This is a genomic window from Geobacillus sp. (genome assembly GCF_017515625.1).
In the GTDB taxonomy this organism is placed as follows: domain Bacteria; phylum Bacillota; class Bacilli; order Bacillales; family Anoxybacillaceae; genus Geobacillus; species Geobacillus stearothermophilus.
The window spans coordinates 1-23,561 of record NZ_JAFWFM010000177.1; the positions used below are offsets into that span (position 1 = coordinate 1).

30 protein-coding genes are annotated in these 23,561 nt (G+C 55.0%); 27 read left to right on the forward strand and 3 right to left on the reverse strand.

The window, feature by feature from the left end; genetic code table 11:
- Both mntR and IKE44_RS10330 read left to right on the forward strand, forming a co-directional pair.
- Positions 1 to 263, forward strand: a 263-nt coding sequence (mntR, locus tag IKE44_RS10325) for a transcriptional regulator MntR (RefSeq protein ID WP_287465832.1), incomplete at its 5' end; no start/stop codon positions are given.
- Between the two features lie 87 nt (positions 264 to 350).
- Positions 351 to 1,235: a patatin-like phospholipase family protein gene (locus IKE44_RS10330; RefSeq protein WP_049624627.1), complete on the forward strand. Its 885-nt coding sequence runs from the start codon at positions 351 to 353 to the stop codon at positions 1,233 to 1,235.
- A gap of 25 nt (positions 1,236 to 1,260) precedes the next feature.
- On the opposite strand, the gene IKE44_RS10335 is transcribed toward IKE44_RS10330, so the two are convergent.
- Positions 1,261 to 1,617 (reverse strand): SA1362 family protein, encoded by a 357-nt coding sequence (locus IKE44_RS10335; RefSeq protein ID WP_049624626.1) that lies wholly within the window; start codon positions 1,615 to 1,617, stop codon positions 1,261 to 1,263.
- Between the two features lie 20 nt (positions 1,618 to 1,637).
- The gene (locus IKE44_RS10340) at positions 1,638 to 2,567 is read right to left on the reverse strand and encodes a DUF1385 domain-containing protein (protein ID WP_033016420.1); all 930 of its coding nucleotides are present in this window, start codon (positions 2,565 to 2,567) and stop codon (positions 1,638 to 1,640) included.
- A 186-nt stretch (positions 2,568 to 2,753) separates the two neighbouring features.
- On the opposite strand from IKE44_RS10340, the gene IKE44_RS10345 reads away from it, so the two are divergent.
- The 20 genes from IKE44_RS10345 to IKE44_RS10440 all read left to right on the forward strand — a co-directional run bounded on the left by IKE44_RS10345 (position 2,754) and on the right by IKE44_RS10440 (position 17,157).
- Positions 2,754 to 3,284, forward strand: coding sequence for a YqhR family membrane protein (locus tag IKE44_RS10345; protein WP_033016421.1), 531 nt, complete (start codon positions 2,754 to 2,756; stop codon positions 3,282 to 3,284).
- Between the two features lie 163 nt (positions 3,285 to 3,447).
- Positions 3,448 to 4,509, forward strand: coding sequence for a M24 family metallopeptidase (locus IKE44_RS10350; protein ID WP_033009385.1), 1,062 nt, complete (start codon positions 3,448 to 3,450; stop codon positions 4,507 to 4,509).
- Between the two features lie 27 nt (positions 4,510 to 4,536).
- A complete protein-coding gene (gene efp, locus IKE44_RS10355) occupies positions 4,537 to 5,094 on the forward strand; it encodes an elongation factor P (RefSeq protein WP_033016423.1) in 558 nt (185 codons plus the stop codon).
- Positions 5,095 to 5,272: 178 nt separating this feature from the next.
- The gene (locus tag IKE44_RS10360; protein WP_033009388.1) at positions 5,273 to 5,554 is read left to right on the forward strand and encodes a YqhV family protein; all 282 of its coding nucleotides are present in this window, start codon (positions 5,273 to 5,275) and stop codon (positions 5,552 to 5,554) included.
- Positions 5,555 to 5,614: 60 nt separating this feature from the next.
- Positions 5,615 to 6,532 (forward strand): stage III sporulation protein AA, encoded by a 918-nt coding sequence (spoIIIAA, locus tag IKE44_RS10365; RefSeq protein ID WP_033016424.1) that lies wholly within the window; start codon positions 5,615 to 5,617, stop codon positions 6,530 to 6,532.
- Positions 6,529 to 7,041: a stage III sporulation protein SpoIIIAB gene (gene spoIIIAB, locus IKE44_RS10370; protein WP_033009392.1), complete on the forward strand. Its 513-nt coding sequence runs from the start codon at positions 6,529 to 6,531 to the stop codon at positions 7,039 to 7,041. Before spoIIIAA ends, spoIIIAB begins: the two co-directional genes overlap by 4 nt.
- 16 nt (positions 7,042 to 7,057) lie before the next feature.
- Positions 7,058 to 7,264 carry a stage III sporulation protein AC gene (gene spoIIIAC / locus IKE44_RS10375; RefSeq protein WP_020960538.1) on the forward strand — a complete coding sequence of 69 codons (207 nt, stop codon included), beginning with the start codon at positions 7,058 to 7,060 and terminating at the stop codon, positions 7,262 to 7,264.
- A gap of 11 nt (positions 7,265 to 7,275) precedes the next feature.
- Entirely contained in the window at positions 7,276 to 7,671 is a 396-nt protein-coding gene (spoIIIAD, locus tag IKE44_RS10380) for a stage III sporulation protein AD (protein ID WP_049624625.1), read from the forward strand.
- A gap of 12 nt (positions 7,672 to 7,683) precedes the next feature.
- On the forward strand, positions 7,684 to 8,847 hold the full coding sequence (gene spoIIIAE, locus IKE44_RS10385; protein ID WP_033016426.1) for a stage III sporulation protein AE: 1,164 nt from the start codon (positions 7,684 to 7,686) through the stop codon (positions 8,845 to 8,847).
- A 10-nt stretch (positions 8,848 to 8,857) separates the two neighbouring features.
- Positions 8,858 to 9,469, forward strand: a complete 612-nt coding sequence (gene spoIIIAF, locus IKE44_RS10390; RefSeq protein WP_033016427.1) for a stage III sporulation protein AF — start codon at positions 8,858 to 8,860, stop codon at positions 9,467 to 9,469.
- 5 nt (positions 9,470 to 9,474) lie between these two features.
- On the forward strand, positions 9,475 to 10,113 hold the full coding sequence (spoIIIAG, locus tag IKE44_RS10395; protein WP_033009400.1) for a stage III sporulation protein AG: 639 nt from the start codon (positions 9,475 to 9,477) through the stop codon (positions 10,111 to 10,113).
- Between the two features lie 26 nt (positions 10,114 to 10,139).
- Positions 10,140 to 10,691, forward strand: a complete 552-nt coding sequence (locus tag IKE44_RS10400; RefSeq protein WP_033016429.1) for a SpoIIIAH-like family protein — start codon at positions 10,140 to 10,142, stop codon at positions 10,689 to 10,691.
- A gap of 140 nt (positions 10,692 to 10,831) precedes the next feature.
- Entirely contained in the window at positions 10,832 to 11,356 is a 525-nt protein-coding gene (gene accB, locus IKE44_RS10405) for an acetyl-CoA carboxylase biotin carboxyl carrier protein (protein ID WP_287465836.1), read from the forward strand.
- A gap of 15 nt (positions 11,357 to 11,371) precedes the next feature.
- A complete protein-coding gene (gene accC / locus IKE44_RS10410; RefSeq protein ID WP_287465838.1) occupies positions 11,372 to 12,727 on the forward strand; it encodes an acetyl-CoA carboxylase biotin carboxylase subunit in 1,356 nt (451 codons plus the stop codon).
- 10 nt (positions 12,728 to 12,737) lie between these two features.
- A complete protein-coding gene (locus tag IKE44_RS10415; protein WP_033016433.1) occupies positions 12,738 to 13,142 on the forward strand; it encodes an Asp23/Gls24 family envelope stress response protein in 405 nt (134 codons plus the stop codon).
- Positions 13,143 to 13,342: 200 nt separating this feature from the next.
- Positions 13,343 to 13,735, forward strand: coding sequence for a transcription antitermination factor NusB (gene nusB / locus IKE44_RS10420; protein WP_033016434.1), 393 nt, complete (start codon positions 13,343 to 13,345; stop codon positions 13,733 to 13,735).
- Positions 13,736 to 13,821: 86 nt separating this feature from the next.
- On the forward strand, positions 13,822 to 14,676 hold the full coding sequence (gene folD / locus IKE44_RS10425; RefSeq protein WP_287465839.1) for a bifunctional methylenetetrahydrofolate dehydrogenase/methenyltetrahydrofolate cyclohydrolase FolD: 855 nt from the start codon (positions 13,822 to 13,824) through the stop codon (positions 14,674 to 14,676).
- 10 nt (positions 14,677 to 14,686) lie between these two features.
- The gene (xseA, locus tag IKE44_RS10430) at positions 14,687 to 16,033 is read left to right on the forward strand and encodes an exodeoxyribonuclease VII large subunit (RefSeq protein ID WP_287465840.1); all 1,347 of its coding nucleotides are present in this window, start codon (positions 14,687 to 14,689) and stop codon (positions 16,031 to 16,033) included.
- Positions 16,030 to 16,260 carry an exodeoxyribonuclease VII small subunit gene (locus IKE44_RS10435; protein WP_033009414.1) on the forward strand — a complete coding sequence of 77 codons (231 nt, stop codon included), beginning with the start codon at positions 16,030 to 16,032 and terminating at the stop codon, positions 16,258 to 16,260. The genes xseA and IKE44_RS10435 overlap by 4 nt, the downstream gene beginning before the upstream one ends.
- Before the next feature lie 3 nt (positions 16,261 to 16,263).
- Positions 16,264 to 17,157 carry a polyprenyl synthetase family protein gene (locus IKE44_RS10440; protein ID WP_287465842.1) on the forward strand — a complete coding sequence of 298 codons (894 nt, stop codon included), beginning with the start codon at positions 16,264 to 16,266 and terminating at the stop codon, positions 17,155 to 17,157.
- Here IKE44_RS10440 and IKE44_RS10445 read toward each other — a convergent pair.
- Entirely contained in the window at positions 17,154 to 17,309 is a 156-nt protein-coding gene (locus IKE44_RS10445) for a hypothetical protein (RefSeq protein ID WP_155266802.1), read from the reverse strand. The genes IKE44_RS10440 and IKE44_RS10445 overlap by 4 nt on opposite strands.
- A 70-nt stretch (positions 17,310 to 17,379) precedes the next feature.
- Between IKE44_RS10445 and dxs the strand changes: the two genes are divergently transcribed.
- The 5 genes from dxs to spoIVB form a co-directional block, all read left to right on the forward strand.
- Entirely contained in the window at positions 17,380 to 19,272 is a 1,893-nt protein-coding gene (dxs, locus tag IKE44_RS10450; protein WP_049624620.1) for a 1-deoxy-D-xylulose-5-phosphate synthase, read from the forward strand.
- A 4-nt stretch (positions 19,273 to 19,276) separates the two neighbouring features.
- Positions 19,277 to 20,125: a TlyA family RNA methyltransferase gene (locus IKE44_RS10455; RefSeq protein ID WP_033009419.1), complete on the forward strand. Its 849-nt coding sequence runs from the start codon at positions 19,277 to 19,279 to the stop codon at positions 20,123 to 20,125.
- 80 nt (positions 20,126 to 20,205) lie between these two features.
- Positions 20,206 to 20,655, forward strand: coding sequence for a transcriptional regulator AhrC/ArgR (ahrC, locus tag IKE44_RS10460; protein WP_033016443.1), 450 nt, complete (start codon positions 20,206 to 20,208; stop codon positions 20,653 to 20,655).
- A gap of 141 nt (positions 20,656 to 20,796) precedes the next feature.
- Entirely contained in the window at positions 20,797 to 22,518 is a 1,722-nt protein-coding gene (gene recN, locus IKE44_RS10465; RefSeq protein ID WP_061567608.1) for a DNA repair protein RecN, read from the forward strand.
- 190 nt (positions 22,519 to 22,708) lie between these two features.
- The coding region (gene spoIVB, locus IKE44_RS10470) for a SpoIVB peptidase (protein ID WP_287465846.1) at positions 22,709 to 23,561 on the forward strand (853 nt) is incomplete at its 3' end.

The window sequence follows — 23,561 nt, forward strand, 5'->3', positions numbered from 1 at the left end:
AAAAGTACCGCGGCCTGGTCTTGACGCCGAAAGGAAAAAAAATCGGCCAACGGCTTGTGTACCGCCATGAGCTGCTTGAGCAGTTTCTTCGCCTCATTGGCGTCAACGAAGAAAACATTTACCGCGATGTGGAAGGGATTGAACACCATTTGAGTTGGAACGCCATCGACCGGATTGGCGATTTGGTGCAATATTTTCAAGAGGACGAACGCCGTCTTGAGGCGCTGCGCGACGTGCAAAAGCGCAATGAGCAAGGGGAGTAAGCGACTGCTTGCTCTTTTTTGTTTTTCGTACTAAACGCCTTTTCTTTCTCTTACATATATATAAACAGCGAGAAAGGGGAGGCGGCGATGGACATTGATCTCGTCTTTTCCGGCGGCGGAGTGAAAGGGTTTGCGTTGCTGGGGGCGTATGAGGCCATTGAAGAAAAAGGGCTGCGCTGGAAGCGGCTTGCCGGGACGAGCGCCGGGGCGCTGCTTGCTGCGCTACTGGCGGCTGGATACACCGCCCGTGAGATGACGCAGTTGTTCGAGGAGCTTAGGCTGGAGCAGTTTTTGGATGAACGGGCGTCGTGGGTTCCGTTTTCTGTTTGGAAGTGGGTGCGTCTATATTGGCATTTAGGAGTTTATAAGGGAAACGTGTTTGAACAGTGGATCGAATCGGCGCTCGCTGCCCGCGGAGTGCGTATGTTTCGGGATGTACCAGCTGACAGTTTGTATATCGTTGCCTCCGATGTGACGAACGGGCGCATCGTCGTGCTGCCGGATGATTTGGCGATATACGGCATTGACCCCGGCTCGTTTTCGATCGCCAAGGCGGTGCGGATGAGCACGAGCATTCCGTACTTTTTCGAGCCGGTCCGCCTTCACGGACGGGACGGCACCTCCCTCATCGTTGACGGCGGGGTGCTCAGCAACTTTCCGCTGTTTCTCTTTGATGAAGAAAAAGAAACGAAAAAACGGCCGGTGCTCGGCGTTCAATTGAGCGCCAAGCCCGGCCAGCGGCCGAAACGGCGCATTGCCAACGCGCTTGATTTGTACGAAGCGTTGTTTGAGGCGATGAAAGAGGCGCATGACGCCCGCTATATTTCGCGCCGCCATGAAAAAAACATCATCTTTTTGCCGGTGGAAAACGTTCTTGCGACCGATTTTTCCATCGACCTGGAAGCGCGCCGGCGTCTCATTGACTATGGGCGCGAGCGGGCGCGGCAGTTTTTGCAGCGGTGGGCGTTTTGAGCGCCCAAAACAAAAAAGAATCAAGCTAAAAGGAAGCCCGATTCTTTTTTTTGCCTTTTTTGCCCTCGATGACGGTCAAATGCGGAGTCGCCGTTCGCTTTTTCAACGGCCGTTTTAGTTTCGCCGGCTTCGGCTGCTTGTGCGCGGAGCGGGGATGAAGCTTTTTCGACTGCCGCACCGCTTTTAGATACGACAATCGTTCTTTGCTAGTGCGGCGTTGGTAGACGAAACGGTAAAAGAGATAAATCGCGGCTGCAAACAGCGCAACAAACAACAGCTGGCGAAACAGCACCGTCGGATGGGCAAAAAGGGTATACACAATGCCAAGCGTCCCAAGCAAAATCATAAGTCCGGCGAGCGGGTGAACAGCCCTGTGCCGCAATGAATCCACCCCCTTTACGATTACTGCACCGCTTTTTTCGCTTCCGCTTCCGCCTCTAAACGAAGAAGCTGCTGGAACGAAGCGATGGCCACTTCCACTTGGTCGTCGTCCGGCTCTTTTGTCGTCAGCCGCTGCAGCCATAGACCGGGATAGCCCAGCCAGCGCAGCAACGGAATGTCCCTCCATTTATTTGTAAACTGCAGCACCTCAAACGAAACGCCGAGCACGACCGGAATTAAGGCGAGCCGGTTCACAATCCGCAGCCAAAGCGGATCGGTCGGCACGAACAAATACAGAAACAAGCCGACGATGACGGTAAATAAAATGAAGCTGCTGCCGCACCGGTAGTGAAGGCGCGAGGCGCGTTGGACATGTTCGACAGTGAGCGGCCAGCCCGCTTCATAGGCGTTGATCACTTTATGTTCCGCCCCGTGGTATTGAAAGACGCGTTTTACAAGCGGCGTCAAGGAAATAAAGTAAATGTAGCCGAGCAATAAGGCAAGCTTAAAAGCCCCTTCAAGCAAAATTTGCCCCGTTTTTCCCGGGATGAGCGGCTTGAAAGCGGCGGCGAGCAACGCTGGGATGAGCGTGAACACCGTTTTGGCGAACAAAAACGAGAGCACGCCGATCGCGGCGGCGCCGAGAATCAGCGTCAGGTTGGAACTGCTTTCGGCCTCCGTCTGTTCTTCCCCTAGGGCGACGTCATACCGTTCGCTTGCAAACTGCAAATGTTTGGCCCCGGTTGCGCTCGCTTCAATAATGGCGACGATGCCGCGGACAAACGGGATTTTTTTGAAGGCGGCCAGCGTCGGATTGGCGCGGCGCGGTGCGGAAAAGTACTCGATCGTTCCATCGGTGCGGCGAATGGCGGTGACAGAATGCGTTTTGCCGGCAAACATGACCCCTTCGACAACCGCCTGGCCGCCGTATAACGGTTTCTCTTGTTTCATCGGGCAAACACCAACCTATTTTTTATGTTTATTATTTTATTCTACAAGAAACGTCCGGAAACCTCTAGGTTGATGTTACTGTTATGATTTCCAAAAAATCCATTATTTACACAGAGGCGGTCATTTTTTTGCTTGATTCATGGGGCGGCAAATTGCAGGTCATACTAACAGACAAGGAGGTGTAGCATGATGGCGGAACAGAAAGGAAAACTGGAGCAAGAAAAAACGGAACGGCCGATGACGCTCGTGCAAAAAACGATTATCACCGGATTTGTCGGCGGGGTGTTTTGGAGCTTGATGGGCTATTTGGCTTACTTTTTCAACTTCAGCGAAATCAGTCCGAACATGGTTCTCATCCCGTGGGTCGCCGGCGATTGGAAATACGGCAAAGCCGGCAATTATGCGGCTATTGTGTTGATCGGCATCATTTCCATTGCGGCGGCGCTTCTTTACTATGCACTGCTAAGGAACATCCGCGGCATGTGGGCGGGAATGTTGTATGGCGCTGCGCTTTGGGTAGTGGTGTTTTATTTGCTCAATCCGCTGTTTCCGAACGTGAAGCCGGTTGCGGATTTAGAGACGAATACGGTCATTACAACGCTCTGCTTGTACATTTTGTACGGCGTGTTTGTCGGGTATTCGGTTTCTTTCGAGGCGCAGGAAATGAACCGGCCGTCGCCAAGCGCTGAACCGCAGGCGGCCAAGGAAGGAAGCTAAGCTGTCGGCCAAAGCAGGCGCATATGGCGGAAACTGCTGCGATCATGGTAAAATAAAGAAGGTTTCCATATTTTTTAGGCGCAGCCGATCTCGCGCATCGGCAACCGCCAACGTATCACATCGCCTTTGTATTACAATATTCATGGGCAGAGGAGAATGAAACATGGAAAAGCTGGAAAGGCTTCGAGCGTTGCTTGAAGAGCAGCATCTTGACGGGCTGTTGGTGACAAACGGCTGCAACCGCCGCTACATTACCGGATTCACTGGCACCGCCGGCGTTGCGCTTGTCAGCCGCCAAGGGGCGGTCTTTATTACGGATTTTCGCTATGTCGAGCAGGCGGCCAAGCAAGTTGAAGGATTTGAAATCGTCCAGCACAGCGGACCGATCGTCGATGAAATCGCGAAACAAGTGAAGCGGCTCGGGATCAAAACGCTCGGCTTTGAGCAGGAGCATGTGACGTATGCGGCGTACAAGGCGTATGAAGAGGCGATTGATGCCGAGCTTGCGCCGACATCCCATGTCGTGGAAAAGTTGCGCTTGATTAAGTCGGAAGCAGAGATTAAGATATTAAAGGAAGCAGCGGAAATTGCCGATGCTGCATTTGCTCATATTTTGTCGTTCATTCGTCCGGGCGTCAAAGAAATTGAAGTGGCGAATGAGCTTGAATTTTTTATGCGCAAACAAGGGGCGTCTTCGTCCTCCTTCGATACGATCGTCGCTTCTGGCTACCGTTCGGCGCTGCCGCACGGGGTGGCGTCCGAAAAAACGATCGAGCGCGGCGAACTCGTCACGCTTGATTTCGGGGCTTACTACAAGGGATATTGTTCCGACCTGACAAGGACGGTCGCCGTCGGCCAAGTCAGCGCTGAGCTGCAAACGATTTATGGCATTGTCCTTGAAGCGCAGCGGCGCGGCATGCGCGGGATCAAAGCGGGCATGACCGGCAAAGAGGCTGACGCACTGACGCGCGATTATATTCGCGAACAAGGGTATGGCGATTATTTCGGACATTCAACCGGCCACGGCATCGGCCTTGAAATTCACGAAGGGCCGACGCTTTCGGCCCGCTCCGATGCGGTGCTGGAGCCGGGCATGGTTGTGACGGTCGAGCCCGGCATTTACATCCCGGGGCTCGGCGGGGTGCGCATTGAGGATGATGCGGTCATTACCGCCGATGGGAACGAAGCGCTCACTCATTCGCCGAAAGAACTGATCATTTTATAACGGATAGCGTGAGGAGGATTTCGGGCAATGATTTCAGTCAACGATTTTCGCACAGGACTTACCATCGAGGTCGACGGCGAGATTTGGCGCGTCCTTGAGTTTCAGCACGTCAAGCCGGGCAAGGGTGCGGCGTTTGTCCGTTCGAAACTGCGAAATTTGCGCACCGGCGCCATTCAAGAGCGGACGTTCCGCGCCGGCGAAAAAGTGAACCGGGCGCAAATTGACACGCGCAAAATGCAATATTTGTACGCCAACGGCGATCAACACGTCTTTATGGACATGGAAACATATGAGCAAATTGAGCTGCCGGCAAAGCAAATCGAATATGAGCTCAAGTTTTTGAAAGAAAATATGGAAGTGTTCATCATGATGTACCAGGGTGAAACGATCGGCATCGAGCTGCCGAATACCGTTGAGCTGAAAGTTGTTGAAACCGAGCCGGGCATTAAAGGCGACACCGCTTCCGGCGGTTCGAAACCGGCCAAGCTTGAAACCGGCCTTGTCGTTCAAGTGCCATTTTTCGTCAACGAAGGCGACACCCTCATCATCAATACGGCTGACGGCACATACGTGTCACGGGCGTAAGAACCTGAACAAGGGCAGCACTGATCCGGAATGTTCCGGGCCGGTGCTGTTTTTATGCGCCAAAGGTGCCCCATCCTGCTTCGTTGTCCATCCCCGTTTTCACCGGCAAAAACTTCTTCTGAAACGGCTTGTTCCCGCATACGTTTGTACTAATCCATCTCTATTTGAGGAGGGACACATGAAACATTGGCTGCGATCGATCGATTCGTCCGTTTTGGCGATGGCGGGCATGCGAATGTTGTCGGCGCTTATTGAACTGAGTGCAGCGCTGCTGATGTTGGTCTTTAATGATGTAAGAAAGGCGCTCGCCATTAACGCCGTGCTCGCTGCTGTCGGCCCGACTGTGCTGATCGTAACGATGGCGATCGGTCTGCTTTCGCTGGCGGATGAGCTTTCGTTTTCTCGGCTCGCGTTCATCGCGCTCGGGGTGGCGCTCATTTTGTTCGGCATTTACAAGTAAGGCATAAACAGCATCTTCCGCCCATACATATAGACTAGTCCACCAAAAAGGGGGAGGGCCATGGAAGCGGTATGGGGAATTTTGCCGAAAACGATCGCCGCTGTGCTGCAGCAGATGCCTTCCTGGGGGCGCAGCATCGAAGAAATCCGCATCCGTATTTCCCGGCCGCTTGAAGTGATCGTCGATGGGAAGGCCCGCTTGCTGCCATATGAAGTGACGAAAGAGGACGGCGTGTACTTGCTCAACAAGTTGAGCCATTATTCGATTTATGCCGTCGAAGAGGAGCTGAGGCGTGGATTTATGACGATTGAAGGCGGCCATCGCGTCGGGCTCGCCGGCAAAGTCGTTACAGAAGGGGGCAAGGTGAAAGCCATCCGCGATGTCGCCTCCTTTAACATCCGCATTGCCAAAGAGCAAATCGGCATTGCCGATCCGCTGATTCCGTATGTGTATGATGGGCGCTGGCGCCATACGATGATCATCGGTTCCCCGCAGACCGGCAAAACGACGCTGTTGCGCGACGCGGCGCGCCTGATCAGCAGCGGAACTGGGCGCATTCCGGCGCAAAAGGTAGCGATCGTTGACGAGCGGTCGGAAATCGCCGGCTGCGTGAAAGGCATTCCGCAATTTTCGTTCGGCCCACGCCTTGATGTGTTGGACGCTTGTCCGAAAGCGGAAGGGATGATGATGATGATTCGCTCGATGAGTCCGGATGTCATGATTGTGGATGAAATTGGGCGCGAGGAAGACAGCGAAGCGGTGCTGGAGGCGGCGAATGCCGGCGTTTCGATATGGACGACCGTGCACGGGCGCACCGTTCGAGATGTTTGGCAGCGGCCGACGCTGCGTCCGGTCATGGAGCAACGGGTGTTTGAACGGTTTATTGAGTTGACGAACGTCCCGCATCCCGGCTTCATCCGGCGCATTGTTGACGCCAACGGCGCCGTGCTGTACGAGCGGGCGGTGGCGGGCCGATGAAGTGGCTGGGCGCCTTGTTGATTCTTGCCGCCTCCACTTGGATGGGGATGGCAGCCGCCCGCGCCTTGTACGAACGGCCGCGCCAGCTTCGCCAGCTGAAAGCGGCGCTCAGGGCGTTCGAAGCGGAAGTGATGTACGGACATACGCCGCTTGCCGAGGCATCTCAGCATATCGCCCGCCAGACGGCCGCTCCGATTGGCGAGCTGTTTGCCCAGTTTGCGGCGGCGTTGCATGCGTGTGAAACGAGCGTGGCCGAAGCATGGGAAAAAAGCTTGCGGGCTGTATGGGGGAAGACCGCGCTCAAACAAGGAGAGTGGGAAGTAATGAAACAGTTTGGCGCCACGCTCGGCCAGTATGACCGGCTCACCCAGCAACAGCAAATCGCCTTGGCGCTCGCCCATCTTGAGCGGGAGGAAGCGGAGGCGCTGGACGATCAGGCGCGCTATGGCAAAATGGCGAAAAGTTTAGGCGTGTTAGCCGGGCTGCTGCTCGTCATTTTACTCATGTAGACAGGAGGCAGGACGAATGGGCATCGATGTCGATATCATTTTAAAAATCGCCGGCGTCGGCATCGTCATCGCGTTTTTGCATACGGTGCTCGACCAGATGGGAAGGAAAGAATACGCCCAGTGGGTGACGCTGCTCGGCTTTATTTATATTTTGTTTATGGTCGCTTCGATTGTAAGCGATTTGTTTCAAAAAATTAAAGATGTCTTTTTGTTCCGCGGATAGGGGGAGAGGCCATGGACATTTTGCAAATCGTCGGCCTCGGGTTGGTGGCGACGTTCCTCGTTGTGCTGCTGCAAGAACAAAAATCGAGCCTCTCCTTTTTATTGACTGTTTTTGTCGGATGCACCATTTTTTTACTTCTTGTTGACCAAATCAGCAATATTTTGCTGACGCTGCGGGAGATGGCGGAAGGCGCCCACATTCAAATGGTGTACTTGGAAATGATGTTGAAAATTATCGGCATTGCCTACATCGCCGAGTTTGCCGCGCAAATTTCCAAAGACGCCGGCCAAGGGGCGATCGCTGCCAAAATTGAGCTCGGCGGCAAAATCGTCATTTTGGCGCTCGCCGTCCCAATTTTGACTGCCATCATTGAAGCGGTCATCAGCCTCATTCCGGCGGCGCGATAAGGAGGGAACGGATTGAAGCGGACAGCGTTCCTCATTGCGGGGTTGCTCTCTCTCTTTTTTTGCCCGTTCGTCGTACAAGCTGCGAGCGATGGGCCGTACGTCAGCGAGCAGCTCGCTCATTTGGATGTCAGCGACATCCGCCGTTATTGGGAAACGATCGTCCATGAGTATGGGGGCTTTTTGCCGGAAAGCGAAAAAGGGCCGCTCTCCGATTTTTTAAGCGGCGACCGGCAATGGTCGCCCGTCGAGTGGCTGAAAGCGCTCGCCCGTTATTTATTTTATGAACTGCAAGTCAACGGGAAGCTGCTTGGGACGCTCATTTTGCTCGCTGTCTTCAGCACCGTGCTGCAATCGCTGCAAAACGCGTTCGCCCAGCAGGAGGTAAGCAAAATCGCCCACGCCGTCGTCTACATGGTGCTGTTATTGCTCGCCTTAAACAGCTTCCGCCTCGCAACCGGCTATGCGCTCGAGGCGGTGCGGACGATGAGCCATTTTATCATCGCCCTCGTTCCGCTTTTGCTCGCCTTGCTCGCCTCCTCCGGCGGCGTCGTATCGGCGGCGTTTTTCCATCCGATCATTTTGTTTTTGATGAACACAACCGGCGTTGTCGTGGAATATGTCACGCTCCCGCTTCTGTTGCTAGCGGCGCTTTTAAGTGTCGTCAGCACGCTCAGCGACCGGTACAAGGCGACCCAGCTTGCCGATTTGTTGAACAAGGCCGCCCTCGGTTTGCTCGGCCTCATTTTGACGGTTTTCCTTGGCGTTATGTCGGTGCGGGGGGCAACAGCGGCGGTGGCGGACGGGGTGGCGCTGCGGGCGGCGAAATTTGTCACCGGCAACTTCATCCCGGTCGTCGGCAAGCTGTTTACTGATGCAGCCGATACGGTCGTTGCCGCTTCGATGCTGCTCAAAAATGCGGTCGGATTGGTCGGGGTGGCTGTGTTGTTGATGATTGCCATCTTTCCGGCGGTGAAAATTTTCGCCATCGTCATCATCTACAAACTATCAGCCGCGCTGTTGCAGCCGCTTGGCGGCAGTCCGGTGCTGTCTTGCCTCAACATTATCGGCAAAAGCATCGCCTATGTGCTCGCGGCGCTTTTGATCGTCTCGCTCATGTTTTTCTTCAGCCTCACCGTCATGGTTATGGCAGGGAATATTACGATGATGGTCCGCTAGGAGGAACGTTATGCAGCTTGTGATTGAATGGGTGACGAACATCATTTTGTTTTTGTTGTTTGCCATCATCATCGATTTTTTGCTGCCGTCCGGGACGATGCAAAAATATGTCAAAATGGTCGTCGGACTTTTGCTTCTCCTAATTATGTTGACGCCGGTGCTCCGGATGGCTTCGGCGGATCCGGATCAGCTTGTCGCTTCAGCACTTGCCCGTTTTTCCGAAGGCTTCAAGGGGGAAGAGGAGATAAAAAATCAAATGGAACAACAGAAAAAAGAAATACAAGCTTCACAACGCGCATATATTTTAGAACAAATGGCTGTCCAGCTCGAAAACGACGTAAACGGGGAGTTGATGGAAAAGTATGGATTGAAGGCTGATGTCAAAGTTTACGCCGATCACAACGAAAATTGGCGCATGCCAGAGGACATCAAGACGATTGAAGTGGCGCTTTTGAAACAACGCCCTTCCAGCGCGGTGGAGCCGGTTGTCATCGATACAATAAAGCCGCCGGCTTTGCCCGAGAGCGATGCCTCGCTGGCTGAAGAGGTGCGCGCCTTTCTCGCCGGCAAATGGGAAGTCGATGAAAATAAAATTGCCGTGCAATTTAGAGGGAGGGAATAGGGGGGATGCTCTCGTTTTTCAAACGATTTCTTTCTTCCCCGCCCAAAGACGGGAACGGGGAAGGGGCGCGAAAACACATGCCGTTCTCATATGTCGTTGTCCTGCTGCTGGCCGGTGTGGCGCTCATGGCGGCGAGTCACTTTGCAGGTAGCGCAGACGATGCCGAAGCCAAGCCTTCCGCCAATCAGCCGGAATCCCCGTCCGAGCCGGCGTTTTTGTCGAGCAAGGAGACAAAGGATAAAGTGATCGCCGCCTATGAGGAACGGTACGAGAAGGAGTTGAAAGCCGCCCTCGAAGCAATTGAAGGGGTTGAGGATGTCACCGTTGTCGTCAACCTTGACTCAACCGAGCTGAAGCTGTTTGAGAAAAAACGCTCGACCCAGCAGCAAACGACCGAAGAAAGCGACAAGGAAGGCGGAAAACGGACGATTGAAAATCAGTCGACAAACGAAGAAGTGATCATCATCCGCAATGGCGACGAGGAAACGCCGCTTGTTGTCGCCACGAAAAAGCCGGATATTCGCGGTGTGCTTGTCGTCGCCAAAGGGGCCGACAACTTGCAAATTAAAAAATGGATCGTCGAGGCGGTGACGCGCGTGTTAAACGTTCCGAGCTACCGCGTCGCGGTCTTGCCGAAAAAATGACTCAAGTAAGGGGAGAGGAGATCGCCATGTTGAAAAAACAAACGGTATGGCTGTTGACGATGCTAAGCTTAGTAGTCGTACTGTCGGTGTATTATGTCACGGCGCCGAAAGAGATGGGCAACAGCCCGGCGCTCACCGCGAATGAGAAAACAGAAAAGCCGGCCAAACAACCAAGCGTAGCGGTGGAAGAGACTGGAGCGAAAGAGGAGCCGTCAACCGCAGGCGATGATTTGTTTACAGCGCTGCGCATGAAAATTGAGGATGAACGGAGCCGGCTGCGCGATGAGCTGAACGCCATTGTCGCTTCAGCGAACGCGACGGAGGAAGAAAAAAGTGAAGCGCTCGACAAAATTGAAAAATTGCAAGCATTGTCCGAAAAAGAAGCAACGTTGGAGACGCTCATCAAATCGAAAGGCGGGTATGAAGACGTGCTCGTGCGCGCCGATGACAACCAAGTGCGCGTGACGATCAAAGCGAAACAAAGCTCATCTAAATCGGCGAATGAAGTCATTCATATGGTGAAAAAAGAAATTCCGGATGCCCAATATGTCACCGTCGAGTTCCAGCCGGCCGGATGAACGCGCTGCTCTTTGCCAGAGCAGTTTTTTTTGCATAAAAACCTTTCGTTTGCCCTGCAGTTGTGTGTATAATCGTTATGAATACGTTTGATCACCGCCTGCGAAAGACGGGCTGACACTTGGAGAAAGGTGTGAGAACGATGAAAATTCAAGAAATCCGCGAATTGATTCGGTTGGTCGATCAATCCTCAATCGATGAATTTGTATATGAGCAAGGAGAAACGAAAGTACATATGAAAAAAGCGGTTGCTGTCGCCGTTGCACCGGCAGCCGCACCGGCGGCGCCCGCACAGGCAGTGGCAGCGGTCGAACCGACGGCGGCCCCGGCGCTTGCGCCTGTCCAAGTGGCGGCTTCGGAAGTGAAGCAGGCGCCGGAAACGGAACCGACGGCGGCCAAAGAAGCAAAGCCGGCTGCGGAAGGCAACTTGCATCAAATTACATCGCCGATGGTCGGCACGTTCTACGCAGCGCCGGCGCCGGACAAGCCGCCGTATGTGAAGCCGGGCGACAAAGTGAAAAAAGATACGGTTGTTTGCATCATCGAGGCGATGAAGCTGTTTAATGAAATTGAAGCGGAAGTCGATGGCGAAATTGTCGAGGTGCTCGTGCAAAACGGCCAGCTCGTCGAATACGGCCAGCCGTTGTTTTTGGTCAAGCCTGACTAAGGGAGAGAACGGACGATGATCAAAAAAGTGTTGGTGGCGAACCGCGGGGAAATCGCCGTCCGCATTATTCGCGCCTGCCGGGAGCTCGGCATTGAGACGGTCGCCGTCTTTTCGCAGGCTGACCGCGACGCCTTGCATGTGCAGCTGGCGGATGAGGCGTACTGCATCGGGCCGACCGCCTCGAAAGACAGCTATTTGAATTTCACCAACATCATGAGCGTTGCCACGTTGACCGGCTGTGACGCCATTCACCCGGGCTATGGCTTTTTGGCGGAGAACGAGGCGTTTGCCGAGCTGTGCCGTGAATGCAATGTCACGTTCATCGGCCCGAGCCCGGAAGCGATCGCCAAAATGGGGATTAAAGACATCGCCCGCGAGACGATGAGGGAAGCGGGTGTGCCGATTGTGCCGGGCTCGCGCGGCGTTATTGAAAGTCTTGAGGAGGCGCGGGCGATCGCCGCTGAAATCGGTTACCCGGTCATCATCAAAGCGACGGCCGGCGGCGGTGGGAAAGGAATTCGCGTCGCCCGCAACGAAGAAGAGCTCGTCAAAGGCATCAACATCACCCAGCAAGAAGCGGCGACGGCGTTCGGCAACCCTGGCGTTTATATTGAAAAGTATATCGAAGATTTCCGCCATGTCGAAATTCAAGTGCTCGCCGATTCATATGGCAACACCATTCATTTAGGAGAGCGCGACTGCTCGATCCAGCGCCGGCTGCAAAAGCTTGTCGAAGAAGCGCCGTCGCCGGCCCTTGACGACGACATGCGCCGGAGGATGGGCGAGGCGGCGGTCAAGGCGGCCAAGGCGGTCAACTACATGGGCGCCGGCACGGTCAAATTTATTTATGACCACCGGAACAAACAGTTTTATTTCATGGAAATGAATACGCGCATTCAGGTGGAGCACCCGGTCACCGAGCTCATTACCGGTGTCGATTTAGTAAAAGAACAGATCCGCGTCGCTGCCGGTGAAAAGCTGTCGCTCACCCAAGAGGACGTCTCCTTTAACGGTTGGGCGATCGAATGCCGCATCAATGCGGAAAACCCAGCGAAAAACTTTATGCCGTCGCCGGGGAAAATCGCCATGTATTTGCCGCCGGGTGGTCCGGGCGTGCGCGTCGATTCCGCCGCCTACCCGGGCTATACGATTCCGCCGTATTACGATTCGATGATCGCCAAACTAATCGTTCACGCGCCGACGCGTGAGGAGGCGATCGCCCGCATGAGACGGGCTCTTTCGGAGTTTGTCATTGAAGGCATTCATACGACGATCCCGTTTCACATAAAATTAATGGAGCATGAGAAATTCCAAAGCGGCGAGTTTAATACGAAGTTTTTGGAGTTATATGATATTATGAAGGCGGAATAGGAGGTGCCCCATGTCTGAACATATGTTTAACTCCGAACAGGAGTACACCGGGCTTGGCAAAGTCGAAATTGCACCGGAAGTGATCGAGGTGATCGCCGGCATCGCGGCCAGCGAAGTCGATGGCGTTGCGCAAATGCGCGGTAATTTCGCCGCTGGTGTTGCCGAGCGGTTCGGCAAAAAGCATCACGGCAAAGGCGTCAAAGTCGATTTGCGCGATGACGGGGTTGTCATTGACCTTTATTGCTTCGTCCAGTTCGGCGCGTCGATCCCGAACGTGGCGAAAAAGGTGCAGGAAAACGTGCGCCAGGCGCTTTGGAACATGACCGGCTTGGAAACGAGCGAAGTAAACGTGCACATCGTCGGCATTCAGTTTGAAAGCGGAAAACAGGAGCACGACGCCGTCGAACAACGGTGACAAAAACAGAAGGCAGCTGCTTTCGGAGCAGCCGCCTTTTGTTTTTTTCGTCAAAGTCTGTTATTGTAATGAACGAGGCCAACAGCGGAGCCGGCGGTGTAAAATCGGCAGCAAGACGGGCGACGGGAAGGGTCTGGCTTTTTCCGAAAAATATGATAAGATTTTAATATAAATGTTCGTATTTAGAGAGGGGGAAGGCAATGAAGCGGCATGAAGCGCGGGAAAAAGCGCTGCAGGCGCTGTTTCAAATCGACGTCGGGCACATTCCGCCGGAGGAGGCGCTGGCCAATGTGGCAGGAAGCAGCGAAGCGGATCCATTTTTGCGCCAGCTTGTACTAGGCGTCGTCGAGCACCAGGAGGAAATTGACGAGCTGTTGCGTGCCAATTTGGAAAAGTGGACGCTTGAGCGGGTGGCCAATGTGGACCGCGCCATCTTGCGCATGGCGACGTATGAGATGAAGTATGTCGACGATGTGCCGGTGAGCGTCAGCCTCGATGAAGCGGTCGAGCTGGCGAAAAAATTCGGCGATTGGAAATCCGGGAGTTTTGTCAACGGCGTGCTTTCGAAAGTGAAGGCGGCGCTGCAAAAATAGGACAGGCCGCCGGCTGCGCAAGCTTTCGGCGTCAAGTCAGGCAAACCGATATGGATGGACGAACAAGGAGAGGGGAACGAGATACGATGACAGCACAAATCATCAGCGGAGCAGAAATGGCCGCAACGATTCGCGCCGGGTTGGCGGAAGAAACAGCGAAGTTGAAGGAAAGCGGCGTTGAGCCGGGGCTGGCCGTCATTCTTGTCGGCGACGATCCGGCGTCGCATTCGTATGTGAAAGGGAAGCAAAAAGCGTGCGCTGAAGTGGGCATTCGTTCATTTCTTTACACATTTCCGGCGTCCATCAGCGAAGAGGAGCTGTTGGCGAAAATCCGCGAACTGAACGGCGATCCGGCGGTGCACGGCATTTTAGTGCAGCTGCCGTTGCCGGAGCATATCCGCGAATGGTCGGTCATTGAAACGATCGCCCCGGAAAAAGATGTCGATGGCTTCCACCCGATCAACGTCGGGAAAATGATGATCGGCCAGCCGGCGTTTCTTCCGTGCACTCCGCATGGCGTTCTCGTGATGGTCAAATCTGCCGGCATCGACATTGCCGGGAAGCATGTCGTCGTCGTCGGCCGGAGCAACATCGTCGGCAAACCGGTCGGCCAGCTGTTTTTGCGCGAGCATGCGACCGTCACCTACGCCCATTCGAAAACGCCTGATTTGCCGGCCGTCACGCGGCAGGCTGACATTTTGATCGTCGCGGTTGGCAAGGCGCGTCTCATCGGTCCGGACCACGTCAAACCGGGAGCTGTCGTCATTGATGTCGGCGTCAACCGTTTGGAGAGCGGTAAACTGTGCGGCGATGTTGATTTTGACGCCGTCAAAGAAGTGGCGGGCTATATCACGCCGGTGCCAAAAGGGGTCGGTCCGATGACGATTACGATGCTGTTGCACAACACGATCGAAGCGGCCCGGCAGCTCGCCGTGAAGTGAGGCGGTTTCGATGGAAGTGAAATACGTCACCGTCGGGGCGCTGACGAAATACATTAAGCGCAAATTTGACGTCGACCCGCATTTGCGCGATTTATGGGTGAAAGGTGAAATTTCCAACTTTAAGCAGCATTCGCGCGGCCATATGTATTTTACCTTAAAAGACAGCCAGGCGCGCATTGCCGCGGTCATGTTTGCCGGCTACAATCAACATTTGCCGTTCCGTCCCGAAGATGGGATGAACGTGCTTGTGCGTGGGGAAATTTCCGTCTATGAGCCGAATGGGAACTACCAGCTATATGTAAAAGAAATGCAGCCGGAAGGCATCGGTCGCCTGTATTTGGCGTATGAGCAGCTGAAGCAGCGGCTCGAGGCGGAGGGGCTGTTTTCTCCCGTCCATAAAAAGCCGCTTCCGGCGTTTCCGCGCTGCATCGGCGTTGTTACATCGCCGACCGGAGCGGCGGTGCGCGACATTATGACGACGATCCGCCGCCGCTATCCGCTTGCGAAAATCATTTTGTTTCCGGCGCTCGTCCAAGGCGACGGGGCGGCGCTGTCAATCGTGCGCGCCATCGAGCGGGCAAATGAGTTCGGCGGGGTTGACGTGCTCATTGTCGGCCGCGGCGGCGGTTCGATTGAAGAATTGTGGGCGTTTAACGAAGAAATCGTCGCCCGCGCCATCTTTGCTTCGCGCGTGCCGGTCATTTCCGCCGTCGGCCATGAGACCGATTTTACGATCGCCGATTTTGTCGCCGATTTGCGGGCGCCGACACCGACGGCGGCAGCAGAGCTGGCTGCGCCGCACGTCGGGGAGCTGACTGAGCGGCTCGCCGAGCGGAAATGGCGGATGATCCGCGCCATGAAAGAACAGCTCGCTGCCAGCCAGGAACGGTTGCGGCGGCTTCAAGCATCGTACGCTTTCCGCTATCCAAGGCGGCTGTACGAACAAAAAGAGCAGCAGCTTGACGTGTTGCTCGACCGGCTCGCCCGCCAGCGCGAACGGTTGCTCGACAAGAAGCGCCAACAATGGCGTGAGCTGCGCCTGCGGCCATGGCGCCATCACCCGGCGGCCGAGCTTGAGCGGACGAAGGAGCGGCAAAAAGCGGCTGCCGGCGCGCTTGAAAAAGCGATGCGCACCGCCTTAGAGCGCCATGCGCTCCGCTTTCGTTCCCATGTCGCGCGGCTTGAGGCGCTCAGTCCGCTCCGCATCATGGAGCGCGGCTACAGTTTGGTGTACAATGAGCGGCGCGAGCTTGTCAAACGAATCGGCCAGCTTCAGGTCGGCGAGCGCCTGTCCATCCGGATTCAAGACGGACAAGTCGATTGTCAAGTGACGGGAGTGGAGGAGAAAACAATATGAGCGAAGAAAAAGAGCTGACGTTTGAAGAAGCGATGAAAAAGCTTGAGGAAATCGTCGAACGGCTCGAGGAAGGCAATGTGCCGCTTGAAGAGGCGATCGTCTTTTTTCAAGAAGGCATGAAGCTGTCGAAACTTTGCCATGATAAACTGCAGCACGTCGAAAAACAGCTCGAGTATATGTTGCGCGAAGACGGTCAGCTCGTGCCTTTTTCGCCGGAGGAGGAGTAAGCGGTGGCGCAGCTTTCAGTTGAACAGTTTCTCAACGAGCAAAAACAGGCGGTGGAAACAGCGCTCTCCCGTTATATAGAGCGCTTAGAAGGGCCGGCGAAGCTGAAAAAGGCGATGATGTACTCATTGGAGGCCGGCGGCAAACGAATCCGTCCGTTGCTGCTTCTGTCCACCGTTCGGGCGCTCGGCAAAGACCCGGCGGTCGGATTGCCCGTCGCCTGCGCGATTGAAATGATCCATACGTACTCTTTGATCCATGATGATTTGCCGAGCATGGACAACGATGATTTGCGGCGCGGCAAGCCGACGAACCATAAAGTGTTCGGCGAGGCGATGGCCATCTTGGCGGGGGACGGGTTGTTGACGTACGCGTTTCAATTGATCGCCGAAATCGACGATGAGCGCATCCCTCCTTCCGTCCGGCTTCGGCTCATCGAACGGCTGGCGAAAGCGGCCGGTCCGGAAGGGATGGTCGCCGGTCAGGTAGCCGATATGGAAGGAGAGGGGAAAACGCTGACGCTTTCGGAGCTCGAATACATCCATCGGCATAAAACCGGGAAAATGCTGCAATACAGCGTGCACGCCGGCGCCTTGATCGGCGGCGCTGATGCCCGGCAAACGCGGGAGCTTGACGAATTTGCCGCCCATCTAGGCCTTGCCTTTCAAATTCGCGATGATATTCTCGATATTGAAGGGGCAGAAGAAAAAATCGGCAAGCCGGTCGGCAGCGACCAAAGCAACAACAAAGCGACGTATCCAGCGTTGCTGTCGCTTGCCGGCGCGAAGGAAAAGTTGGCGTTCCATATCGAGGCGGCGCAGCGCCATTTACGGAACGCCGACGTTGACGGCGCCGCGCTCGCCTATATTTGCGAACTGGTCGCCGCCCGCGACCATTAAAAGCGGAACGGCCGCCCTTGCTTCGGAGCAAGGGCGGCTGTGTTGCTTTTTTGCTTCCGCCCCATGATAGGTCTTTCATCTTCGCGCCGCGGCCATACAGTGGCGCCAAGGCCGGCGTTGGCGGAAAAAGTCGATTTTTCGCGGCGAATCATGTATAATAATACTACCTGTATTCTAGGGAATCGGCTCGGAGAATGACCGAATGAAAGCGAGTGATCTCATTTGGATTTGACGAAAATTGAACATCCGCGCGTGTTAAAAACGATGTCCATTCCGGAACTGAAACAGTTAAGCGCCGAGATTCGGCGGTTTTTAATTGAAAAGCTGTCCAAAACGGGAGGACACATCGGCCCAAATTTAGGGGTCGTCGAGCTGACGATCGCCCTGCACCGGGAGTTTGACAGCCCGAAAGACAAACTCATTTGGGATGTCGGGCATCAAGCGTATGTGCATAAAATTTTGACGGGGCGCGCTGCTGAGTTCGACACGCTCCGCCAGTACAAGGGGTTGTCCGGCTTCCCGAAGCGGAGCGAAAGCGAGCACGATGTCTGGGAAACAGGCCATAGCTCAACGTCGCTGTCGGCAGCGATGGGCATGGCGATCGCCCGCGATTTAAAAGGGACGGATGAATACATCGTGCCGATCATCGGCGACGGGGCGCTCACCGGCGGCATGGCGCTCGAGGCGCTCAACCATATCGGCCATGAAAAAACGGATATGATTGTCATTTTAAATGACAACGAAATGTCGATCGCCCCGAACGTCGGGGCGCTGCACAACATCCTCGGACGGTTGCGAACAGCCGGCAAATATCAGTGGGTGAAAGATGAGCTTGAATTGTTGCTCAAGCGCATCCCGGCGGTCGGCGGCAAGCTGGCGGCCACGGCCGAACGTTTGAAAGACAGTTTAAAATACTTGCTCGTTTCCGGCGTGTTTTTCGAAGAGCTCGGGTTTACGTATTTAGGACCGGTGGACGGTCATGATTTTGAGGATCTGTTTGAAAATTTGCGTTATGCGAAGAAAATGAAAGGTCCGGTGCTCGTGCATGTGATCACGAAAAAAGGGAAAGGCTACAGTCCGGCGGAAAACGACAAAGTGGGAACGTGGCACGGCACCGGCCCGTACAAAATTGAAACTGGTGCGTTTGTGAAAACGAAGGAAGCCGGGCCGTCGTGGAGCGCGCTTGTCAGCGAAACGGTGCGCCGGCTCGCGCGCACGGATCCGCGCATCGTGGCCATTACGCCGGCGATGCCGGTCGGATCGAAGTTGGAAGGGTTTGCAAGCGAATTTCCGGATCGGATGTTTGATGTCGGCATTGCCGAACAGCATGCGACGACGCTGGCGGCCGGGCTGGCGACGCAAGGGATGAAACCTTTTTTGGCCATTTATTCGACGTTTTTGCAGCGCGCGTATGACCAAGTCGTCCATGACGTATGCCGGCAAAACTTAAACGTCTTTTTCGCCATTGACCGCGCCGGGCTTGTCGGCGCCGACGGCGAAACGCACCAGGGGGTGTTTGACATCGCCTTTTTGCGCCATGTGCCGAACTTGGTGCTGATGATGCCAAAAGATGAAAACGAAGGCCAGCACATGGTGTATACGGCTATCCGCTACGATGACGGGCCGATTGCCATGCGTTTCCCGCGCGGAAACGGCCTGGGCGTTCCGCTTGACGAGGAGCTGAAAGAGATTCCGATCGGCACGTGGGAAGTGCTGCGCGATGGGCGCGATGCGGCGATCTTGACGTTTGGGACAACGATCTCCATGGCGCTTGAGGCTGCCGACCAATTGGCGAAAGAAGGCGTCTCGGTCAAAGTCGTCAACGCCCGCTTTATTAAGCCGATGGACGAAGCGGTGCTTCTTGAACTGCTCGAAAGCCGCCTGCCGATTTTGACGATCGAGGAAGCTGTGCTGCAGGGCGGCTTTGGCAGCGCCGTGCTTGAATTTGCCCATGACCGCGGCTACCATCAGGCGGTGATCGAGCGGATGGGCATCCCTGACCGGTTTATTGAGCACGGAAGCGTCAGCGAGCTGCTGCGCGAAATTGGGCTGACAGCCGCGCATATCGTTGCCCGCATTAAAACGATGGCGCCAAGAAAACAGAAAAGGGCTTGAGACGATGAAAGGGAAAAAAGAACGGCTCGATGTGCTGCTTGTTGAACGCGGGCTGGCGGAAACGCGTGAAAAAGCGAAGCGGGCGATCATGGCCGGCCTCGTCTACTCGAACGACATCCGGCTCGACAAGCCCGGAGAGAAAGTGCCAACGGATATCCCGCTTGAAGTGAAAGGCAACCCGCTCCCGTACGTCAGCCGCGGCGGCTTGAAGCTCGAAAAAGCGTTGCGCGAATTTCAGATCAGCGTTAAAGGAAAAATTGTCCTCGATATCGGCGCCTCGACCGGCGGCTTCACCGATTGCGCCTTGCAGCATGGGGCGAAACTGTCCTATGCGGTCGATGTCGGCTACAACCAGCTCGCCTGGAAGCTGCGTCAAGATGAGCGCGTCGTCGTCATGGAGCGGACGAACTTCCGCTACGCGACGCCGGATTTGTTTACAAAAGGGCTGCCGGAAGTGGCGGTCATCGATGTGTCGTTTATTTCACTTCGGCTCATTTTGCCGGTCGTCAAGACGGTCATCGTTCCAGGCGGCGATGTTATTGCGCTTGTCAAACCGCAGTTTGAAGCAGGGAAAGAAAAGGTTGGCAAAAAAGGAATCGTCCGCGATCCGGCCGTTCATCGCGACGTGCTGGAGTCGATCGTTCAGTTTGCCTGCGCGGAACGGTTCGATGTTCTTCATTTGTCGTACTCGCCGATCACCGGCGGCGACGGCAATATCGAGTTTTTGCTTCATGCCGTCTATTCCGGCGAAGAGCGGGAAGGCGAAAACCGGCTCGCCAAGCCGATTGCAGACGTCGTCAGCGAAGCGCACGCCCGCCTCAGCCTTAAAGAGGGGGAAGAAAACGGCGCCTAAGCAACCGTCGGAAAGAAGTCCCGCCCCCAGCCGGACGGAGCCGCGACTGCGCATCTTAGGGAACGAGGAGGTGGCGCGATTTGAACAAAGGGCAAAGGCATATTAAAATTCGCGAGATTATCATGAACAACGACATCGAGACGCAAGACGAGCTGGTCGACCGGCTGAGGGAAGCCGGCTTCAACGTCACACAGGCGACCGTCTCGCGCGACATTAAGGAGATGCAGCTTGTCAAAGTGCCGATGGCCAACGGCCGCTATAAGTACAGCCTTCCGTCCGATCAGCGCTTCAACCCGCTGCAAAAACTGAAGCGGGCGCTCGTTGACGTGTTCATTAAGCTTGACGGAACCGGAAACTTGCTCGTGCTGCGGACGCTGCCGGGCAACGCCCACGCCATCGGCGTTCTGCTCGATAACTTGGACTGGGACGAAATCGTCGGTACGATTTGCGGCGACGATACGTGTTTAATCATCTGCCGGACGCCAAAAGACGCCAAAAAAGTGTCGAACCAGCTGCTGTCCATGCTTTAACCGAGGACCGGCCCGACTTTCCTCTGCGTCAGAGAGAGGAACAAACGGGGACGGTCCTTTGTTGGGATGTGAACACGTGTTTTATCATTAAGGCAGCCTGGACAAGGCAGGCGCCATTCCAGCGTTCAAGGGGAGGATGGAATGCTCGCTGAACTGTCGATTAAAAATTTCGCGATTATCGAATCGCTCTCGTTGTCGTTTGATAAAGGGCTGACGGTGTTGACGGGCGAAACAGGGGCCGGCAAGTCGATCATCATCGACGCCATTCATTTGCTCATCGGCGGGCGCGGTTCGTCTGAGTTCGTCCGTTTCGGCGCAGAGAAGGCCGAAATCGAAGGGCTGTTTTTGCTTGATGACGACCGCCATCCATGCTGCCAAAAATGTGCGGACATTGGCGTTGATGTCAGCGATGGGATGGTGGTGCTCCGCCGCGACATTTTGGCGAGCGGCAAAAGCATCTGCCGCATCAACGGCAAGCTCGTCACCACCGCCGTGCTGCGCGACATCGGTTCGACGCTCGTCGATATTCACGGTCAGCATGAGCATCAAGAGCTGATGGATCCATCCCGCCATCTGCCGCTTCTCGATGAGTTTGGCGGTGCGGAAACGGCGGCAGCGCTGGCGCGTTATCGCGCTCTGTATGAAGAGCGTGAAGCGTTGGTAAAAAAGTTGAAAAAGCTGAGTGAAAATGAGCAGCAAATGGCGCATCGGCTCGATTTGCTGACGTTTCAGCTGCGCGAAATCGAACAAGCCGGGCTCGAGATTGGCGAAGACGAGCGGCTGATGGAAGAAAAAGTTAGGATTTTGAATTTTCAAAAAATTTATCAAGCCATTCAGCATAGCTACGAAGCGCTCGCCGGCGAAGGACGCGGCTTGGATTCGGTCGGCCAGGCGATGGGCCATCTCGAGGACGTCGCCGCGATGGACGCGGAACTTAAAGAGGCGCATGAAATGGTGGCCAACAGCTACTATTTGCTCGAGGAAGTCATGTATAGGCTGCGCGACCAACTTGAGGAGCTTGAATACGACCCGATGCGGCTTGACGCCATTGAAAGCCGCCTCGCGGAAATCCAGCAATTAAAACGGAAGTACGGAGCGACGATCGCCGATATTTTGCAGTATGCCGAAGCGATCGCCGAAGAAATCGAGACGATTGAAAACCGCGACATGCATGTGCACGACCTCGAGCGGCAGCTTGCCGACGTGACCGGCAAATTGCTTGCCGAGGCGAAAAAGGTGACCAGCATCCGCCAGGCGTACGCCCGGCAGCTGATTGAGCGCATTCAGCAAGAATTGAAAGATTTGTACATGGAAAAAACGCAGTTTGACATCGTCTTCGCCAAACGCGAAGGCCCGCTCGACGCCCCACTGGTCGACGGCGTGCCGGTCAAATTTGCGGAAGACGGCATCGATGTTGTCGAATTTTACCTGTCGACGAACGTCGGCGAGCCGCTGAAGCCGCTTGCCAAAACTGCTTCAGGCGGCGAGCTGTCGCGCATTATGCTCGCATTGAAGACGATTTTTTCGAAACACCAAGGTGTGACATCAATTATTTTTGATGAAGTCGACACCGGCGTCAGCGGCCGGGTCGCCCAGGCGATCGCCGAAAAAATTTACCGCATCGCCAGCCAGTCGCAAGTGCTTTGCATTTCCCACCTGCCGCAAGTCGCCGCCATGGCGGACACGCATCTGTTGATCGTGAAGGAAACGGACGGAACGCGGACCAAAACGGCCGTGAAAAAGCTCGATGAGGAGGAGAAGGTGAAGGAAATCGGACGGATGATTTCCGGCGTGGAGATGACCGAACTGACGAAGCAGCATGCCAAAGAGCTGCTCGAGCTGGCGGCGAAAATGAAGCGATAGCCTTGCTGTCCGCCCCCCCCCGTCGGGCCGTTGCCCCCGCTGCGAGGCAATGGGCTGCCCGGATGAAAGTCCATCCAATCCGGGCAGCTTTTTTTATAAGCGTTGCGATTATATTTTCCCCTGTTCAGGCAAAATTAAAACTGTAACCGTTTTTGTATGGTGTAGGCGGGAGCGAGGAGAGTGAACGACATTGAAGAAAGAAATGGCCCGAAACATAGCAGGAGTGCTTCTCCTAGGCATGCTGATGGCGATCGGTTTTACCAAACCGATGAAAGAATATTGGCAAATTCCAAAGCAGCTTGTGCTGTTTGAAGGCGATACGGTCGAATTTCGGGCGTCAGCCCTTCCGGTGCAAGCGGCCGTCCATGACCGAAACGCTCCCGAAACGCTCAATGTTGAGCAAAAAAACGGTTCGTGGTCTGTAAAGGCGAAACAGCGCGGAGAAGAAACGTTGGTTTTGCAGGTCGCCGGAATGCCGATTAAACAAGTGGATGTCAACGTGCTACCGACGCTGAAAGTCATCCCCGGCGGGCAATCGATCGGCGTCAAACTCAATACGGTTGGGGTGCTTGTGGTCGGCTACCACTTAGTCGAAACAGAAAACGGAAAGAAGTCCCCGGGGGAGGCGGCCGGCATCCAAATCGGAGACGTGATCACCGCCATTAACGGGCAAAAAATTGAAAACATGAGCGATCTCTCCCCTTTCATTGAGGAAGCCGGCAAAACCGGAAAACCGCTTCATCTCACCATTCTGCGCGATCAGCACTCCGTCACAGCGAAGCTCGTTCCGCTGAAAGACAAGCATGACGACGTGTACCGCATCGGCTTGTATATCCGTGATTCCGCCGCCGGCATCGGGACGATGACGTTCTATGACCCAAAATCGAAAACATACGGTGCGCTCGGCCATGTCATTTCCGACATGGATACGAAAAAGCCGATTGTGGTGCAAAATGGGCAAATTATGCGCTCGACCGTCACCTCCATTGAAAAAGGGACGAGCGGCAATCCAGGCGAAAAGTTAGCCCGCTTCTCCGATGGCG

What these genes read in the sequence shown, in the direction of transcription:
- IKE44_RS10330 (WP_049624627.1), top strand. Translation starts at nt 351, where the DNA reads ATGGACATTGATCTCGTCTTTTCCGGCGGCGGAGTGAAAGGGTTTGCG.
- IKE44_RS10340 (WP_033016420.1), bottom strand. Translation starts at nt 2,567, where the DNA reads ATGAAACAAGAGAAACCGTTATACGGCGGCCAGGCGGTTGTCGAAGGG.
- IKE44_RS10345 (WP_033016421.1), top strand. Translation starts at nt 2,754, where the DNA reads ATGATGGCGGAACAGAAAGGAAAACTGGAGCAAGAAAAAACGGAACGG.
- IKE44_RS10350 (WP_033009385.1), top strand. Translation starts at nt 3,448, where the DNA reads ATGGAAAAGCTGGAAAGGCTTCGAGCGTTGCTTGAAGAGCAGCATCTT.
- efp (WP_033016423.1), top strand. Translation starts at nt 4,537, where the DNA reads ATGATTTCAGTCAACGATTTTCGCACAGGACTTACCATCGAGGTCGAC.
- IKE44_RS10360 (WP_033009388.1), top strand. Translation starts at nt 5,273, where the DNA reads ATGAAACATTGGCTGCGATCGATCGATTCGTCCGTTTTGGCGATGGCG.
- spoIIIAA (WP_033016424.1), top strand. Translation starts at nt 5,615, where the DNA reads ATGGAAGCGGTATGGGGAATTTTGCCGAAAACGATCGCCGCTGTGCTG.
- spoIIIAB (WP_033009392.1), top strand. Translation starts at nt 6,529, where the DNA reads ATGAAGTGGCTGGGCGCCTTGTTGATTCTTGCCGCCTCCACTTGGATG.
- spoIIIAC (WP_020960538.1), top strand. Translation starts at nt 7,058, where the DNA reads ATGGGCATCGATGTCGATATCATTTTAAAAATCGCCGGCGTCGGCATC.
- spoIIIAD (WP_049624625.1), top strand. Translation starts at nt 7,276, where the DNA reads ATGGACATTTTGCAAATCGTCGGCCTCGGGTTGGTGGCGACGTTCCTC.
- spoIIIAF (WP_033016427.1), top strand. Translation starts at nt 8,858, where the DNA reads ATGCAGCTTGTGATTGAATGGGTGACGAACATCATTTTGTTTTTGTTG.
- spoIIIAG (WP_033009400.1), top strand. Translation starts at nt 9,475, where the DNA reads ATGCTCTCGTTTTTCAAACGATTTCTTTCTTCCCCGCCCAAAGACGGG.
- IKE44_RS10400 (WP_033016429.1), top strand. Translation starts at nt 10,140, where the DNA reads ATGTTGAAAAAACAAACGGTATGGCTGTTGACGATGCTAAGCTTAGTA.
- accB (WP_287465836.1), top strand. Translation starts at nt 10,832, where the DNA reads ATGAAAATTCAAGAAATCCGCGAATTGATTCGGTTGGTCGATCAATCC.
- accC (WP_287465838.1), top strand. Translation starts at nt 11,372, where the DNA reads ATGATCAAAAAAGTGTTGGTGGCGAACCGCGGGGAAATCGCCGTCCGC.
- IKE44_RS10415 (WP_033016433.1), top strand. Translation starts at nt 12,738, where the DNA reads ATGTCTGAACATATGTTTAACTCCGAACAGGAGTACACCGGGCTTGGC.
- nusB (WP_033016434.1), top strand. Translation starts at nt 13,343, where the DNA reads ATGAAGCGGCATGAAGCGCGGGAAAAAGCGCTGCAGGCGCTGTTTCAA.
- folD (WP_287465839.1), top strand. Translation starts at nt 13,822, where the DNA reads ATGACAGCACAAATCATCAGCGGAGCAGAAATGGCCGCAACGATTCGC.
- xseA (WP_287465840.1), top strand. Translation starts at nt 14,687, where the DNA reads ATGGAAGTGAAATACGTCACCGTCGGGGCGCTGACGAAATACATTAAG.
- IKE44_RS10435 (WP_033009414.1), top strand. Translation starts at nt 16,030, where the DNA reads ATGAGCGAAGAAAAAGAGCTGACGTTTGAAGAAGCGATGAAAAAGCTT.
- IKE44_RS10445 (WP_155266802.1), bottom strand. Translation starts at nt 17,309, where the DNA reads ATGATTCGCCGCGAAAAATCGACTTTTTCCGCCAACGCCGGCCTTGGC.
- IKE44_RS10455 (WP_033009419.1), top strand. Translation starts at nt 19,277, where the DNA reads ATGAAAGGGAAAAAAGAACGGCTCGATGTGCTGCTTGTTGAACGCGGG.
- recN (WP_061567608.1), top strand. Translation starts at nt 20,797, where the DNA reads ATGCTCGCTGAACTGTCGATTAAAAATTTCGCGATTATCGAATCGCTC.